Origin of the sequence: Parabacteroides sp. AT13, assembly GCF_002272965.1 — a bacterium.
In the GTDB taxonomy this organism is placed as follows: domain Bacteria; phylum Bacteroidota; class Bacteroidia; order Bacteroidales; family Tannerellaceae; genus Parabacteroides; species Parabacteroides distasonis.
In genome coordinates this window covers 36750-54049 of record NZ_NQMH01000002.1, presented here as the reverse complement: position 1 = coordinate 54049, position 17300 = coordinate 36750, and the positions used below count along the sequence as shown (strand labels likewise).

At 49.7% G+C, this 17300-nt stretch carries 12 protein-coding genes; 3 read left to right on the top strand and 9 right to left on the bottom strand.

The features are described from left to right. The first annotated feature begins 42 nt into the window (after positions 1-42). The 3 genes from secA (at position 43) to CI959_RS14555 (ending at position 5513) form a co-directional block, all read left to right on the top strand. Complete coding sequence (gene secA / locus CI959_RS14565) at positions 43-3423, top strand: preprotein translocase subunit SecA (RefSeq protein ID WP_005855607.1); 3381 nt, start codon at positions 43-45, stop codon at positions 3421-3423. A 96-nt stretch (positions 3424-3519) separates the two neighbouring features. Further along, on the top strand, positions 3520-4614 hold the full coding sequence (gene ald / locus CI959_RS14560; RefSeq protein WP_005855604.1) for an alanine dehydrogenase: 1095 nt from the start codon (positions 3520-3522) through the stop codon (positions 4612-4614). A gap of 155 nt (positions 4615-4769) precedes the next feature. Continuing rightward, complete coding sequence (locus CI959_RS14555; RefSeq protein WP_005855602.1) at positions 4770-5513, top strand: lipopolysaccharide assembly protein LapB; 744 nt, start codon at positions 4770-4772, stop codon at positions 5511-5513. A gap of 91 nt (positions 5514-5604) precedes the next feature. On the opposite strand, the gene rseP is transcribed toward CI959_RS14555, so the two are convergent. The 9 genes from rseP to CI959_RS14505 all read right to left on the bottom strand — a co-directional run bounded on the left by rseP (position 5605) and on the right by CI959_RS14505 (position 17278). Next, on the bottom strand, positions 5605-6933 hold the full coding sequence (gene rseP / locus CI959_RS14550) for an RIP metalloprotease RseP (RefSeq protein WP_008780932.1): 1329 nt from the start codon (positions 6931-6933) through the stop codon (positions 5605-5607). Between the two features lie 30 nt (positions 6934-6963). Beyond that, on the bottom strand, positions 6964-8115 hold the full coding sequence (locus tag CI959_RS14545; protein ID WP_008780931.1) for a 1-deoxy-D-xylulose-5-phosphate reductoisomerase: 1152 nt from the start codon (positions 8113-8115) through the stop codon (positions 6964-6966). A 6-nt stretch (positions 8116-8121) separates the two neighbouring features. Continuing rightward, complete coding sequence (locus tag CI959_RS14540; RefSeq protein WP_008780930.1) at positions 8122-8985, bottom strand: M23 family metallopeptidase; 864 nt, start codon at positions 8983-8985, stop codon at positions 8122-8124. A 28-nt stretch (positions 8986-9013) separates the two neighbouring features. Continuing rightward, entirely contained in the window at positions 9014-9535 is a 522-nt protein-coding gene (gene rimM, locus CI959_RS14535; protein ID WP_008780929.1) for a ribosome maturation factor RimM, read from the bottom strand. Positions 9536-9547: 12 nt separating this feature from the next. Next, entirely contained in the window at positions 9548-10852 is a 1305-nt protein-coding gene (gene murA / locus CI959_RS14530) for a UDP-N-acetylglucosamine 1-carboxyvinyltransferase (protein ID WP_008780928.1), read from the bottom strand. After that, complete coding sequence (locus tag CI959_RS14525; protein ID WP_008771685.1) at positions 10849-11454, bottom strand: DUF4290 domain-containing protein; 606 nt, start codon at positions 11452-11454, stop codon at positions 10849-10851. Before CI959_RS14525 ends, murA begins: the two co-directional genes overlap by 4 nt. A 66-nt stretch (positions 11455-11520) precedes the next feature. Then, positions 11521-12018, bottom strand: coding sequence for a GNAT family N-acetyltransferase (locus tag CI959_RS14520; protein ID WP_009276293.1), 498 nt, complete (start codon positions 12016-12018; stop codon positions 11521-11523). A gap of 95 nt (positions 12019-12113) precedes the next feature. Then, on the bottom strand, positions 12114-13928 hold the full coding sequence (locus tag CI959_RS14515) for a glycoside hydrolase family 2 protein (protein WP_057317575.1): 1815 nt from the start codon (positions 13926-13928) through the stop codon (positions 12114-12116). 881 nt (positions 13929-14809) lie between these two features. After that, the gene (locus CI959_RS14505) at positions 14810-17278 is read right to left on the bottom strand and encodes an outer membrane beta-barrel family protein (protein WP_005855575.1); all 2469 of its coding nucleotides are present in this window, start codon (positions 17276-17278) and stop codon (positions 14810-14812) included. Positions 17279-17300: the final 22 nt, after the last annotated feature.

Sequence of the window (17300 nt, the reverse complement as noted above, 5' to 3'; positions counted from 1 at the left end):
TAACAGACGATAGTTGCTCAACTATCCATTAACATAAGAATCATGGGATTTAATGAGTTTATGACGAAGCTGTTCGGCAATAAGTCGCAGCGTGACCTTAAAGAAATCACACCTTACGTAGATAAGGTAAAGGCCGTATATCCGTCAATCAAGGCACTCTCGAACGACGAGTTGCGTGCGAAAACAGATGAGATCAAACAACGTATCCAGGACTACGTAGCCGAGGAGAAAGCGCAAGTGGAAGAGCTTCGCAAAGGCATCGAGGATAAGGAACTGGAAGAACGTGAGGCGATCTGGGCCGAGGTAGATAAAATCGAGAAAGCCATCACGGACAAGATGGAAGTGGTACTGGAGCAATCCTTGCCCGAGGTATTCGCCATCATGAAAGATACGGCCCGCCGTTTCGCCGAGAATGAGGAAGTGGTAGTTACCGCTAACCAATTCGACCGGGATCTGGCCGCTCGTTTCGACTTTGTCCGCATCGAGGACGATAAGGCGATTTACGCCAATCACTGGAAAGCCGGTGGAAACGAGATCACATGGGATATGATCCATTACGACGTTCAGCTATTTGGTGGCGTCGTTCTTCATAAAGGTAAGATCGCCGAGATGGCGACCGGTGAAGGTAAGACCTTGGTGGCTACCCTTCCGGTATTTTTGAACGCCTTGACACGTAACGGTGTACACGTGGTAACCGTGAATGATTACTTGTCAAAACGTGACTCCGAGTGGATGGGACCGCTTTATATGTTCCACGGACTTTCCGTAGACTGTATCGATAAGCACCAGCCGAACTCCGAGGCTCGCCGTAAGGCTTACGAGGCGGATATTACGTTCGGTACGAACAACGAGTTCGGTTTCGACTACTTGCGTGACAATATGGCGATCAGCCCGAAAGACTTGGTACAACGCAAGCATAACTACTCCATCGTCGATGAGGTGGACTCCGTATTGATCGATGACGCTCGTACGCCGCTGATCATCTCCGGACCGATCCCTCGTGGCGAGGAACAATTATTCGAGCAATTCCGCCCGAACGTGGAGGTTGTCGTGAACGCGCAGAAAGACCTTTGCTCCAAATTATTGATCGAGGCCAAGAAGAAAATGGCTAGCGATGACCAGAAGGTCGTTGAGGAAGGCTCTATCCTTCTGTACCGCTCCTTCAAGGGATATCCCCGCAACAAGGCGTTGATCAAGTTCTTAAGCGAGCAAGGCGTAAAAGCTCAAATGTTGAAGACGGAAGAATATTTCATGTCCGAGAATATGCGCCATATGCACGAGGCGACCGATGAGTTGTATTTCGTGATCGACGAGAAGAACAACAGTATCGAATTGACGGATAAAGGTATCGACCTATTGACCGGTAAGACGGACGACCCGACCTTCTTCGTACTTCCCGATATCACTTCCCAATTATCCCAATTGGAGAATATGACAGGAACCGAGGAAGAGAAACAGGCCCAAAAGGACGAGATATTGGCGAACTATTCCGTCAAGAGCGAGCGTGTACATACCATCAACCAATTATTGAAAGCTTACACCTTATTCGAGAAGGATGATGAGTACGTGGTTATGGACAACAAGGTCATGATCGTTGACGAGCAGACGGGTCGTATCATGGACGGACGTCGTTATTCCGATGGCCTGCACCAAGCGATCGAGGCTAAGGAACGTGTAAAGGTAGAGGCCGCTACACAAACATTCGCCACGATCACCTTGCAGAACTACTTCCGTATGTACCATAAGCTGTCCGGTATGACCGGTACGGCGGAGACGGAAGCAGGCGAGTTCTGGGATATCTACAAATTGGACGTAGTAGTGATCCCGACCAACCGACCGATCGCCCGTAACGATATGAACGATCGTATCTACAAGACAAAACGTGAGAAATATAACGCTGTTATCGAGGAAATCGTTCAGCTGACGGAAGCAGGCCGTCCGGTATTGGTGGGAACAACATCCGTAGAGATCTCCGAGCTATTGAGCCGTATGCTTACGATGCGTAAGATCCAGCACAATGTATTGAACGCTAAGTTGCACCAGAAAGAGGCCGAGATCGTGGCCTTGGCGGGTCAAAAGAGTACGGTTACGATCGCTACCAACATGGCCGGTCGTGGTACCGATATCAAGCTGTCCAAGGACGTGAAAGACGCAGGCGGTTTGGCTATCATCGGTACGGAACGCCATGAGAGCCGTCGTGTAGACCGTCAGTTACGTGGTCGTGCCGGACGTCAGGGAGACCCGGGTTCTTCCGTATTCTTCGTTTCACTGGAAGACGACTTGATGCGTTTATTCGCTTCCGAGAAGATCGCCGGCTTGATGGATAAGCTTGGTTTCAAGGAAGGCGAGGTTCTGGAGCACAATATGTTGAGCAAGTCCGTAGAACGTGCCCAGAAGAAGGTAGAGGAAAACAACTTCGGTATCCGTAAACGTCTGTTGGAATACGACGACGTGATGAACTCGCAACGTAACGTAATCTACACCCGCCGTCGCCACGCCTTGATGGGAGAGCGTATCGGTCTGGACGTATTGAACACGATTTACGATACTTCTACAGCTATCGCCGATCAACACGCCGAGGACTTCGAGGGCTTCAAGTTGGAATTGTTCAAGACATTCGCCATGGAAAGCCCGTTCACGGAAGACGAATTCAAGAGCATGAAACCGGAGCAACTCGTAGAGAAATTGTTCGAGGAGGCATTGAAGACTTATAAACGTCGTATGGAACGCATGACGCAAGTCGCTCACCCGGTCATCAAGCAAGTGTACGAGAATCAAGGAGCGATGTACGAGAATATCATGATCCCTATCACGGACGGCAAGCGCATGTATAATGTATCTTGCAACCTGAAAGAGGCTTACGACACGGAATGTAAGGCAATCGTTAAATCCTTCCAGAAATCAATCGTATTGCATATGATCGACGAGGGATGGAAAGAGCATCTACGTGAGATGGATGAGCTGCGCCACTCCGTACAAAACGCTAGCTACGAGAACAAGGATCCTTTGTTGATCTACAAACTTGAATCTTACAACCTGTTCAAGACAATGGTAGACAACATGAACCGTAAGACAGCCGCCATCTTGATGCGTGGACAGATCCCGGTACGTGAGGAGCCGACCGAGGAGCAACGCCAAGCCATGCAAGCCCGTCAAGCGGCCGTAGCCCAGCAAGCCGCCCAAGCGATCGCCGAGGAAAGAGCCCGTCAACGTATCGCCGTACAAGAGGCCGCCCCGGAGAAGCACGAGGATATGAGCCGTTACCGCACGGAGAAAACAGACTTGAGCGGAAACAACACCCAAGCCGAGGCACCTCAACCGAAGCAAGCTCCGGTCCGTGCCGAGAAACGAGTAGGACGCAATGATCCATGTCCTTGCGGAAGTGGCAAGAAATACAAGAACTGCCACGGACAAGGTTTATAAGGAACAAGAAATAAGATAAAAAAAGAGGGACAGAATACCAATCTGTTCCTCTTTTTTGTATATTGCAGGCATATAAACCCATTAAATGCTACCATTATGATTATTGGAATTCCAAAAGAAATCAAGAACAACGAGAACAGGGTAGCTCTTACTCCCGCCGGAGCCAAAGAGTTGGTGAAAAGAGGTCATACCGTGTATGTGCAACACACGGCTGGTATAAACAGTGGTTTCGCCGATGACGCCTATGTGGCGGCAGGGGCCCGGATACTCCCGGCCATTGAGGATGTATATGGAATTGCCGAAATGATCGTAAAAGTAAAAGAGCCGATCGCCAGCGAATATCCCTTGGTACGCAAAGGACAGCTTGTCTTCACCTACTTCCATTTCGCATCCGACGAGGCTCTCACCCTTGCCATGATAAAGAGCGGCTCCATCTGTCTGGCTTACGAGACCGTGGAGAACCCAGATCATACGTTACCCCTTTTGATTCCTATGAGTGAGGTGGCCGGACGCATGTCCGTACAGGAAGGCGCTCGTTTCCTTGAGAAACCGCAAGGTGGCAAAGGCGTATTGCTAGGTGGCGTGCCAGGCGTGAAACCGGGTAAGGTATTAGTTTTAGGCGGTGGTGTGGTAGGCCACAACGCCGCCTTGATGGCCGCCGGGCTAGGCGCCGATGTCACGATTGCCGACATCTCGCTTCCCCGCTTGCGCTATCTGTCCGAGACGATGCCGAAAAACGTGAAGACATTGTTCTCTTCCACGCATACGATCGAACAGGAATTACCCACAACCGATTTAGTGATCGGCGCCGTATTAATCCCCGGAGCCAAGGCCCCGCACTTGATCACCCGGGATATGTTGAAGTTATTAAAACCGGGCAGCGTATTGGTAGACGTAGCCATCGATCAAGGCGGTTGCTTCGAGACCTCCCATCCGACTACGCACGCCAATCCGGTTTATGAGATAGACGATATCCTCCATTACTGCGTAGCCAACATTCCGGGAGCGGTCCCGCAGACTTCCACGTTAGCCTTGACCAACGCTACCCTGCCGTACGTGATCAAGCTTGCCGACAGAGGTTGGGAAAAAGCCTGCGAAGAAGATCCGGGCCTAGAACTGGGATTAAACATCGTGGAAGGAAAGATTGTCTACCCCGCCGTGGCTGAGGCTTTTCCTTCACTCAAAGCATAAGTTTCAAAGAATCTTTCATCAGTAGGGATTGCCGTAAGCAATCCCTTTTTTATGTTTTCTATTTTTATTGTTTTCTAAAAAACGTAAAATATCTTGGCTTCTTTTCCCGCACGCCTTAACTTAGAGCACAAAATCAATCAAATTTAATAATTACCATGAAGAAAATTGTTTTATTAGTGGCTTTATGCCTATGTGTCGGAAACCTATTCGCACAAGACGCTGACAAATTAAGAGATGAAGGTGACGCTGCTTTGAAAGCAAAAGATTACGCTACCGTCGTAACAAAATACGGCGAATACTTGAAACAAAACAATTACCAAGACACGGCCCGTATCTTCAATTGCGGATACGCCGCTAATCAAGCGAAGAACTACGCCGAGGCCGCCAAGTATTTCGACATGGCCGTTAAGATGAACTACAACGTAGACGACTCTTATGTAGGCGAGGCCATGGCTTACCGTAACTTAAACAAGACAGAAGAATTCCTGACTACGGTAAAAGAGGGATTAAAAGTGATTCCCGATGGAAACAAGAATAAGACCAATCTGGAAAAGTTGCTTTACGGTTACTGCATCAAACAAGGACAAGCCGCCCAAAAGAAGGGAGATCTGGCCGGTGCCGAGAAAATGTACAAAGAAGTCCTAGCCGTATCGAACAAGGATTACCAGAGCAACGCTTACTACAGCCTTGGCGCCATGCTGTATGGCAACGGAGCGAAGATATTACAGGCCGCTACCCCGATCGCTACTTCCGAGCCGGATAAATACAACGCCGAGAAAGCGAAAGCCGACAAAGATTTCAAGCAAGCGAAAGAATATTTGACAAAGGCAGTCGAACTCGACCCGAAAGACGAGAACTCCAAGAAGATCCTCGCTTCTATCAACGACATCCTGAAATAAGAAAGAGGACTTTATTCATACAAAAAAACCTCCCGGATCACATAGAAAAGTGATCCGGGAGATTTTTTGTATCTAGCTGTAGAGACATACGCTACTTGAAGAAGAAGCGGAAGATGTCATTTCCATTCGCATAGATCAATAAAGCGAACAGGATAAACATACCTGCCATTTGGGCATACTCTAGGAATTTATCGCTCGGTTTGCGACGGGCCACTACCTCATAGATCAAGAACATCACGTGTCCGCCATCCAAGGCCGGAATCGGCAAGATATTCATGAACGCCAAAATGATAGATAGGAAAGCCGTACGTTCCCAGAAAATCCGCCAATCCCAGACAGACGGGAACAATCCGCCGATCGTACCGAAACCGCCCAAACTGGAGGCACCTTCCTTCGTAAACACATATTTCATGTCGTTCACATATCCCTTCAAGGTATTAATACCTAATTTAATACCGGCGGGGAACGACTCGAAGAAACCGTATTTGCGGGTCACGGTCTGATAGAGATCCGTAGGCAACATCACCGCTACGCCAATTTTCCCGGCCGAGTCCGTCCTCATGGTCAAGGACTCCAACTGGCCGTTCCGGTAGAAATCTACTGTCACCTCTTCACCCTTATTCTCTGACAATAACCCAGAGGCATCATAAAACGTCGGGGTAGCCACACCGTTAATAGCCACCACGCTATCCTTCGGCTGCATGCCGGCAAGAGCCGCCGGGGCATTCTTGTCGGGAAGCTCACGAACAACCATCGGGATACGCAAAGGATCGGCGAAGCCTTTTCCGTCACGCATGCAACGTTGCATCATATCCTCCGGTATGGAGATCACGGTCTCCCGCCCGTCACGGAGCACCGTCACGGTCTTTGCCTCCACCACCTTGCGGAAACTGTCGCTACCGAAACGCTCCAACTCCTCATTGTCCGCTCTCAGCAAGATATCACCGTCCTGAAAACCGACGTTCTGGAACGTCTCGCTATAATTCATACCCATCTTCATGTTCTTCAAGGGCAAGTACGTATCGCCCCACGTAAACAAGATCATGGAATAAATAAACAAAGCCAGCAAGAAGTTGAACACCACGCCCGCTACCATAATCATCAAACGCTGTCCGGCCGGCTTGGAGCGGAACTCGTAAGGCTTGGGCGGCTGGGCCATCGCCTCCTTGTCCATACTCTCGTCGATCATACCGGAGATCTTACAATATCCTCCCAACGGAAGCCAGCCTACACCGTATTCCGTGTCACTGTTTTTCGGCTTGTACTTGAATAGCGAGAACCACGGATCGAAGAAGAGGTAGAACTTCTCTACCCGCACCTTGAAAATCCGGGCAAAGATAAAATGCCCGAACTCGTGGACAATCACCAGTATCGATAAGCTCAAGATGAGCTGTAACGCCTTAATCAAAAAAGTTTCCATCTACTATTGTTTGTTCTGTTTTAAATTATTTCAAAATAACTCGGCCGCCAACCGCCTAGCCTCGGTGTCGGTAGCCACGTAATCCTCATACGAGGGATTGACGATAAACGAGGCTTTCCGCATAGTCCGCTCGATCACGTCGCTCATTTGCAAGAAGCCGATACGATCTTGCAGGAAGGCAGCCACCACCACCTCATTGGCGGCATTCAAGATACAGGGCATATTCCCTCCTTGGCGGGCCGCCTCGAAAGCGAAAGCCAAGTTGCGGAAACGTTCCATATCCGGCTCCTCGAACGTCAAAGTCGAATATTGGTTAAAATCCAGACGGGGCGCCATGCTCCTCATACGTGTCGGAAACGAGAAAGCGTAGGCGATCGGCAATTTCATGTCGGGAATTCCCAGCTGGGCGATCACGGCGCCATCCTCAAACTGCACCATCGAGTGGATCACCGACTGTGGGTGCACCACCACCTGTACCTGATCCGGCGTGACATCGAACAACCATTTCGCCTCGATCATCTCGAAGCCCTTGTTCATCATCGAGGCCGAGTCTATCGTGATCTTCGCCCCCATCGTCCAGTTCGGATGCCTCAAGGCCTGCGCCTTCGTCACGGTAGCCAGCTCCTCCAGCGTCTTCCGCCGGAACGGACCGCCGGAAGCCGTCAGCAAGATCTTCTCGATCGGATTATCGTACGCACCTGTTAAACATTGAAAAATGGCCGAATGTTCCGAGTCCACCGGCAAGATAGGCACCTTATGCTCGGCGGCCAGCTTCATGATCAGCTCGCCGGCCACGACCAAAGTTTCCTTATTCGCCAAGGCGATCGCCTTTCCCGCCTTGATCGCCGAGATCGTCGGTCGCAAGCCGGAATAACCCACCATCGCCGTCAGCACCATATCGATCGGCTCCGACTGCACCATCTGGGCGATAGCGTCGGCACCCGCCCATACCTTGATCGGCAAGTCCTCCAAGGCCTCTTTCAGCTCGGGATATTTCCGCTCGTTGGCGATCACCACCACCTCCGGCATATATTTCCGGGCCTGATTGATCAATAAGTCCACTTGGTTATTCGCGGTCAAGGCATACACCTCGAAAAGATCGGAATGCTCGCTCACTACCTCCAAGGCTTGGGTTCCGATGGAACCGGTCGAGCCTAATATCGCTAACTGTCTTTTTTTCATGGAATATCAAAAAGCTATATATTCTTCCGGATTCACAGGATTGCCCTTATACCACAACTCGAAATGCAGGTGCGGCCCGGTAGACAACTCTCCCGTATTCCCGACCAAAGCGATCGCCTCACCGGCTACCACATGGTCTCCCACCTCTTTTAGCAACAATTCGTTGTGCTTATAAACCGAGATGAATCCGTTCTTATGTTGTAATTGAATTACGTTTCCGTGGTTCGGATCGAAACCGGTATAGATCACCGTACCATCCAACGTAGCCAAGACACTCTCCTTCGGGGCCGCGGCCAGATCCACGCCATAATGATGGACATCCGTCTCATAATGAGAGGTGACCACGCCATTCACGGGCTTATAGAAAAAGACCCCCTCGGTCGGGACCTTGCCCGGGTCGGTCAATACCGATAAATTATATTTCTCCTCTTCCTCGTAATCTTTCACGAAGCGAGTCTCTTCCTTGCTACGAGGAATCTCATAGTTAATATCGTTGCTAGCCAAAGAATCTATCTGGCGGATCGAGTCCAAGGGCATCGTACCGGAAATGATTCCGGCCACGTTATCCAGATAAAGGGACTGGATCTCGATCATACGCTCCAACGAATCCGCCCGCAAGGCATTCTGCATAATCTCCTTGCGAACCTCCACGTCGAGATAACCCGGCAAGTAGTTGCGAATCGGTGTCTTGATGATGATAAAAGCGGTAACGGCGATCAAGAAAAAGGCGAACACCGCCAAAGTGACAAACGCCGATAACTGCGAAAGCCGGAAAGACCACACCTCCTCCAACGTCCCCTCATTGATGAAGGAAAGTTTATATTTAAACCGGATCCGGTGCCAAAACGATTTCGTATTCTTCTTTTTCAACCCCTAATCTTCAATTATAAATTCTCAATTATAAATCAATCAGTCCCTCCGGCAAAGACACAGTGAGGCTACGGGCCTCATGGTCGGCCTCGGTGATCAACTCCTCCACGGCTGGGATCAACAGCTCCTCGCCTTTATGATCGACACGCAGAAGGACGTTGATTGTCGTCTCATCCACGTCTGTTATCTCTCCTAAATAGCCTTTCTGTACGTCCGTCACGGTATAACCGATAAAACTGTCCCACGTCATATCCCCCACGAGATCCTCCTCGTCCACGGCGTCCAAAGGATAAAACACCTCCTTGCCCACAAACATACGAGCATCCTCCTCGGAATTCACGTCCTCCAGTTTCACCAAGACCACCGTATCGGTCTTATAGCGGAAATCCTCCACGAAGAACGGTACCAAGATACCATCCATCTCGCAAACAATGTACGGGTCCTCGGCATCTTCCAGCACATCGCTATTCGTCACCAACGACAACTCCCCCTTGATGCCATGGGGCTTGGCAAACTGCCCGATCTTGAAAACCTCTTCTTCTCTAATCATCGCCTAAAATCTTTAAATCCTCGTGATACGTGCCCCGATCCGGTTCAATCGCTTATCGATCCCTTGATATCCCCGGTCGATCTGGTCTATATTATGGATCGTGCTGGTGCCCTCGGCGCTCATGGCGGCGATCAGCAAGGCGATACCCGCACGGATATCCGGGGATACCATCGTAGAGCCCCGTAATTTGAAGCGGTTGCCCAGCCCGATCACCGTAGCCCGGTGCGGGTCGCAAAGGATGATCTGGGCTCCCATATCGATTAGCTTGTCCACAAAGAACAAGCGGCTCTCAAACATTTTCTGGTGGATCAGCACGCTTCCCACGGATTGCGTAGCCACTACGAGAAATACGCTCAGCAAGTCCGGTGTAAGCCCCGGCCAAGGAGCGTCGGCGATGGTCATGATAGAACCATCGATAAACGTATCGATCTCGTAGGAATCATGCCGGGGGATATAAATATCATCGCCTCGCTGCTCCACGGTAATACCCAAGCGGCGAAAAGCGTCCGGGATGATCCCCAGCTTATCATATCCTGTATTCTTGATGGTGATCTCCGATCCGGTCATAGCGGCCATACCGATAAAGCTACCCACCTCGATCATATCGGGGAGGATGGTATGCTCCGTGCCGGAAAGCGACCGTACACCTTCTATTGTCAATAGGTTAGAACCGACACCTGAGATTCTCGCTCCCATGCGGTTCAGCATCGTGGAAAGTTGTTGCAGGTAAGGCTCGCAGGCGGCGTTATAGATCGTCGTCACCCCCTCGGCCAGCACGGCAGCCATCAAGATATTCGCCGTTCCGGTCACGGAAGCCTCGTCGAGCAGCATATAAGCGCCTTTCAACTGGCGTGCCTCTATCTCGTATACTTGCCGCTCGGCGTCGTAGCTAAAGCAAGCGCCCAGCTTCTGGATTCCCACGAAGTGCGTATCCAGCCGGCGTCGCCCGATCTTGTCGCCACCCGGTTTCGGGATCAGCGCCCTGCCGAAGCGGGCTACCAACGGGCCTACGATCATCACGGAACCCCGCAGGCTACCACTCTTGCGCAGGAACTCCTCGGTACGTAAATACTCCATGTCCACGTCGTCCGCCTGAAAGGTATAGGTATCGGCGGACGGATGCTCCACCTTGACCCTCATATCCCTAAGGAGCTGGATTAAGTTATTCACGTCCAAGATATCGGGCACATTGTGTATGGTCACCTTCTCCGGTGTTAGCAATGTCGCACAGATCACCTCCAGCGCCTCATTCTTGGCGCCTTGCGGGACGATCTCGCCGGACAAGCGATAACCACCTTCTATAACGAACGAGCTCATCTGCCTTTACGCGTAAAGTTTCTTTTGTGGGCGCCACTGTTATTACGGGCCAATATATCACGGCTCTCGGCCAGTTTATGTTCCTCCTCGCTCAATACGATCTTGCTGCCGGAGAGTTCGTCCAGATCCTTGAAGATCTTACGGTCGTCCACGCTTTCCTTGTTCCAAGTAAGGAACGATTTCTTCATCTGGTTGGCCAGCAGTCGCACGAGCTGGTCTTTCTCCATGCCGGGTTGCAGCTCCGTGGCCTTGCGGATCATCAGCTCCAAGGTCTTTCCGTAATGGCGGTAGCGTATACGGTTATTGTTGTACGGGATACGAGGCGGACGGCTATACAGGTTCTCCTTCTTGATGATCTCGTACGGATAGTCTATATCGAGCTTAAAATCGGCCATGATCGCCAGATGATCCCAAAGGATATGCTTAAAGTCGTTTACGTCACGCAAGTGCGGGAACATGTTTCCCATGATGTTGATAATCGTGTTGGCGCAACGCTTACGCTCTTCCCTGTCTTGGATAGTCACGCAATAGTCCACCATATTTTGGATATTGCGTCCGTATTCGGGCAAAGTCAATCTTTTTCCTTCTGTATTGTATTTCATTCTTTACATTTTGTTTATCGCGAAGATAGGTATATTAATTGAGAATTGAAAATTGAGATTCGAAAGTTACCTCTCGTTAGGCTTAATTATCAATTCATAATCTACCACGTCCAGCCACCGCCCGAATTTCAGCCCTACTTTCTCGAAGTGGGATACTTTTCTGAACCCCAGCTTCTCATGCAGCGAGTAGCTGGCCTCATTCCCCTCAGTGATGCAGGCGATCAGGGCGTGGTAGCCGCCTGCCCGACATTCCTCGATCAGCCTTTCCATAAGCTGCCGGCCGATCCCCTTGCCCTTGTATCTCGGGGATAAATAAACGGTGGTCTCAAGCGTATATTTATAAGCTGCCTTTTCTTTCCACGTATGGGCATAGCAATATCCCACGACCTCATCCTGATCCACGTACACCAGATAAGGATAGCTCGCCGAGATCCCGGCTATGCGACCCTCCATCTCCTCCACCCGCAAAGGTTCCGTCTCAAACGTAGCCACGCTATTCACGACATATTCATTGTATATATCCACGATCGCCTTGGCGTCTCGCAAACTCACATTCCGAATCATATTCATTTCGCTAAAACAATCCGATCCGGGAAAGAATCTCTCTTTGCCCGGACCGGATCTATCATCGAGTCAAATAACTATTTTTTCTAAGCCTTCTACTCAGACAAGGCCTTGATCACCTCTTGGTTCGCCTTGCGCACCTCGGCCTCGTTGATCTTGATCACTTTACGGTCGTAGGTCATAAGGCCGTTCACCTCGCCTTCCACGTCCGTGGTTTGCGTGTAGACAGCGGCGGAGAAACCCTTCGGGACCATCGCCTTCAACTCCTTGGCGTACTTCACGTACTCGGCGGTCACCTCATCGCTATTCTTAAACTGTACATAGCCCCAGTTGCGTTTATTCCACCACAAATGGTTCTCCACGGCCAAGCCGATACCACCATACTCGCCCAATACGTTCACACGCACCGGATCGAACAGGAACATCGCCGGGCCCGGGTAATTATGCAAATCCAAGATATCGCCGCACGCACGGAAATTACCGCCACTGGCCGGATTCACCAGACGGGAAGGATCGTATGTTTTTGTCCACTCGGCAGCCTTCTCGGTATCGAACTGGCCCCAAGCCTCGTTGAAGGGCACCCATACTACTACGCTAGGATTCGAGACGCACAGGTCCATGATCTCCTTCCACTCCTTGTAATAATTACGGATAGACTCCTCGGTACGCTCCTTGTCGGTTCCACCGTTATACGTATGAGGCGCCCATTGGTTACCCATGTCGCCGCTAGGCATATCCTGCCAAACCAACATACCTTCCTTATCGCAATGATAGTACCAGCGGGCCGGCTCTACCTTCACGTGCTTGCGGATCATGTTGAAGCCCCACGCTTTCGTCTTCACGATATCATACAGCAACGCCTCGTCCGTGGGAGCCGTGTAAAGCCCGTCGGGCCACCAGCCTTGATCCAGCGGGCCGTATTGGAACAGGTTCTTGTTGTTCAAGCGCATACGCATGATGCCGTTGGCGTCACGCTCGGCGGATATCTTACGGAAGGCGGTGTACGATTTCACCTCGTCTACCTTCTTGCCATTCTTTGACAAGCTCACCTTCATATCATATAAATAAGGATTGGAAGGTTCCCACAACGTAGGATTTTGCACGGCCAAGCGTAATTCTGTCCCTTGTACGCCCTTGGCGGTAGCAACCACCTGCCCCTTATCGAGCAAGCTGACCTCCACGATGTCCGACACCGGGGAGTCGGAACAAGCCCCGACCGTCACGCTCATCACGCCATTATCGATATTCGGGATCGCCTTGATAGAGGTGATATGCGAGGAAGCGACCGGCTCCAGCCATACGGTCTGCCAGATTCCGGTGACCGGCGTATACCAGATTCCCTCCGGGTTGGCCACTTGCTTTCCACGGGGCTGGTAGCCTTTATCGCTCGGGTCCCATACACGCACCACCAGCTTATGCGTACTTTTGCCATTCAGATAGGGAGTGATATTCAAGGAAAACGGGGTAAAGCCTCCCGTGTGGGAACCGATCAGGATATCATTCACGAACACGTCCGCTTTCCAATCCACGGCGCCGAAGTTCAACAAGATATCTTTTCCTTTCCATGAGGAGGGCACCGTAAAGGTTCGTTTATACCACAACTCATTCTTCTCCCCCACTTCTTTTTGCACGCCGGACAAGGAGGATTCCACGGCGAACGGCACCAAGATATTCCCATCGAAACTCGTCGGCTCTGCCTGTCCTTTTGGAAGGATAGCGTATTCCCACTCGCCGTTCAAATTCTGCCAATCCGCACGTTCCATCCCGGGGCGTGGATATTCTGGCAATACATTCCGGGGATCTACTTTCTCAGCCCAGTCCGTCTTGATCTTGTCTCCGGCGGGCTTCCACTGCGCCCCGGCGCTACAAATCGTTGCGAACGCACAAAAGGCTAACAATAATTTTCTCATGATATTATTTACATTTTGAATTGATAATACACTTTCAAGTGACAAAGATAATAGAAAATATCCAAAATCCACATCGTCCTCGGATACCAATAGGAGAACCGTACCCAAATCGATCTAACCATCAAATACCCGGAATATCTCTTGTGACAGAATCTCACAAGGTAAGGTTATTGTCTTTTTTTAATGTTCCTATTTTACATCAATATCATTTCCGGAAAAACACGTACGTGAATATCCAAAAACATGTACGACTTTTCGGAAAAACATGTACGTGTTTCGACGCAAACATTACGATGTTTTTACGACTCTGATTTTCAACCCCTTGAAAACACGACCTGATTTTCTGCTTATTGTAAAATTCTTCTTATTCAGGGATACCCGGAAAAGAAGGGGGATCAATACGCACACCTTCACCCACTGGCTGAAAGCCAAGAAGGAAGAGCGTGAGCTTGCCTTCCTCCGCACCTATCTTTGTAGGTAGAATTAAAATGCTTCAATTTGGCAAACGTCACTTGAAACGCCTGCAGGCGAAAGAGTTATTTCCGTATGGGTTACCCTTGGAAACTACGCTTTGCCGTGTGTTTCAAAGCATAGACAATGAAAAGATGGCTGATCGAATGTCTGCTTTTGCAGAGGTTTTCCGTAGGGAAATATCCGCTTCGGCAAGAATCAAAGATCTTTGCGCTATGGGCTTGAAGACTCCATAAAGACCGCCACCCCGACTGATGTCTATAAGAATAGTATTCTCGCCCATGCCGCACTGGCATGCGTAGAGGCATTGTACGCCCAATTCAAAACTTAAATGAAAAAGCCGTGAGAGAAACAGCATCAAAATCCACATCGTCCTCGAATACCTATTCGTAATCATAATACTATCGTTACTAATCGACGTCCTTTCCCCCACTATCCTTCACGTCATCGTTCACGATGCCCCGCTTGATTTTCCTGAAAGTATCCGTAAGGCTCCCGAAACGATAAGATACGGATATACCGAACTCACGCATCACCTTATTCTCCGTCTCATAAAGGGTGAACGCATTGTTATAAGTCTTGTTCTCCATCTTCCAAGTCTTCGTCAAAGGGCTCTTGCAATAGACAGATAACGTGAGCTTCTTATGGAAAAAATCCTTATTCAAGGTAATGCCGTGAAACAGGAAATCGGATCGTTCCCCTTGCAATTGAATCTTGGGTAACATATAACCGGCGTTCATGTTCAGCCAGAAATCTTTCGGAAACGAAAATTGGACACCGGCGAAAGCACGTCCGCTCCAACCGCTGTTCGACAAGTTTCTTTCCTCGTTTTCCATACTGATATAATCCACGCCACCATTCATGAAAAAACGGAACAATGGGAGAGGGCTCCAATTCATATAAAGGGAAAAGCCTGTCTGGTGCCGTTTGCCGATATTACCATAGGTAGAGACCGATACGTTCGGACGCTCCGTATCCATAAAAGTATATTGCTCGATAGAATTGTTCACAAATGCATGGCTTACGCTGGCATTTATGTTAAACTTCTGGGTGAATAAGGTATAATTAAGGTTCACACTATTGCTTTTCTCGGAATCCAAGTCTGGATTGCCATAAGAAACATTTAGCGGATCCCGCTCGTCGACATAAGGATTCAAATAATCAATACCCGCACGCTGGATACGCATATTATATCCCAGACGGATCTGTTGCGACTGTCCGATCGAGTAAGACAACGTAACGTTCGGTACGATATCCACAAAATTCGAATGAAAGTCTTTCGTCAGATCATTCGAATAGCTCACGTCCAAGCTCGTTCCTTCCGCACGTACTCCAGCCTTTATTCCCAGCTTATTCCAACGAAAGGTGCCACCCAGATACACCGAGTAAATATGTTGCGTATGGCTGAAATCCACAAAGCTGCCCGACGGTTCATGCCAATTGCCGGAAGTCTCATCATAAAGCCGTTGCGTGATCTCACTGTCGGTCTGGCGCAAGATATATTTTACTCCGGTCTCCAGATCATGCCCCCCGGCAATGGGTCTTATATAATCCAATTGTCCCGTATGCTCATTGGTCTTCGCCCGGTTCGTGTCCCATTGCAGGAAATCAGAGTAATTCGAGGTACCCGTTATCCGCATCCGGTTCTCATCATCATTCGGATCATTGGTGAAACGATAAGACAAAGTCAGCAACTCCCCCTTACGCCTTGTCTCATGCTGGTAGTTGGCATTCACCTCCACGGAGCCGAAGACAGGTTGATTCTGGCTAAAACGATCGTAAGCATAAATCAAGTCTCGGTTCATGTCACGCATCTCCACGCTCAGATCCGAGAACTCTTTCTGACGCTTGCGGAACAAATTGGCGTCCACGCTAATCAGGTTCATCGAGTCGATCTCGAAAGTTCCCTCCAAATATCCCCGGTGCATTTTCTCCCTTTCCCAATGCTCCCCGATCTGGGAGAGGTAACGGTTAGCGTCATCCGATAAGTTCTTGCGAAAGGAAGTGATATCCGCTATAGGCTCACGTTCATACTCCAGATTGTAATTCGCCGTAAGTCCCAGTTTCCCTGCTTTCAGCGAGACGAATGTCCCGCCGCCGTATGCCTCGTTCGTAGTAACCTCCGCACTCACCGTCCCCGTATATCCATCCAAGACACGTCTCACCATAATAATATTGATAATTCCACTCACTCCCTCAGCGTCGTAGCGGGCACCGGGATCTGTTATCACCTCTATATCCTTGATGTTGGAGGCCGGAAGACTTTTCAATACTGTCGAAGGATTACTGCTAAGCAATCCCGAGGGCCGTCCATTCATGTAGATCTTAAAATTACTATTTCCTTTCAGTTGGATATTATCATCGCCATCCACGGTTACCATCGGTACCTTCCGCAACATATCCAATGTATTGCTGACTTTCGCCTCGGGATCCTCCTCTAAGTTATAGACCAATTTATCAATATCCACCTTGACCAAAGGTCTTTGCGCCGAGACCCTCACCTCTCCCAGCGTCCGGGCATCATCTTTCATACATAATTTACCTACGTTCCATACGGGCGATTGAGCCGAAACGCTCACTTTCCTCCGAGCAGGTATTTTCCCGATAGAACTCATATGGAAATAATAAGATCCGGCCTCGGGCAAGGAGACAGAGAAATACCCATCAATATCGCAAGCCAATAAAGCAAGAGGCTCCGTAATCTCCTCACCCCTCGTCACACGCAAGGTCGCGAACGAGACCGGCTCATTTGTCAATGAGTCCACAACCTGTCCTTTCAACTCAAAGACACCAGCTCCCAGTACTTGCGCCGATACGGGACGAATCGCAACGCACGCTAGACAAACGAACAAAAGCTTAAAAAACAATGCAGTTTTCATATTCAATCGTGATTTATTATTA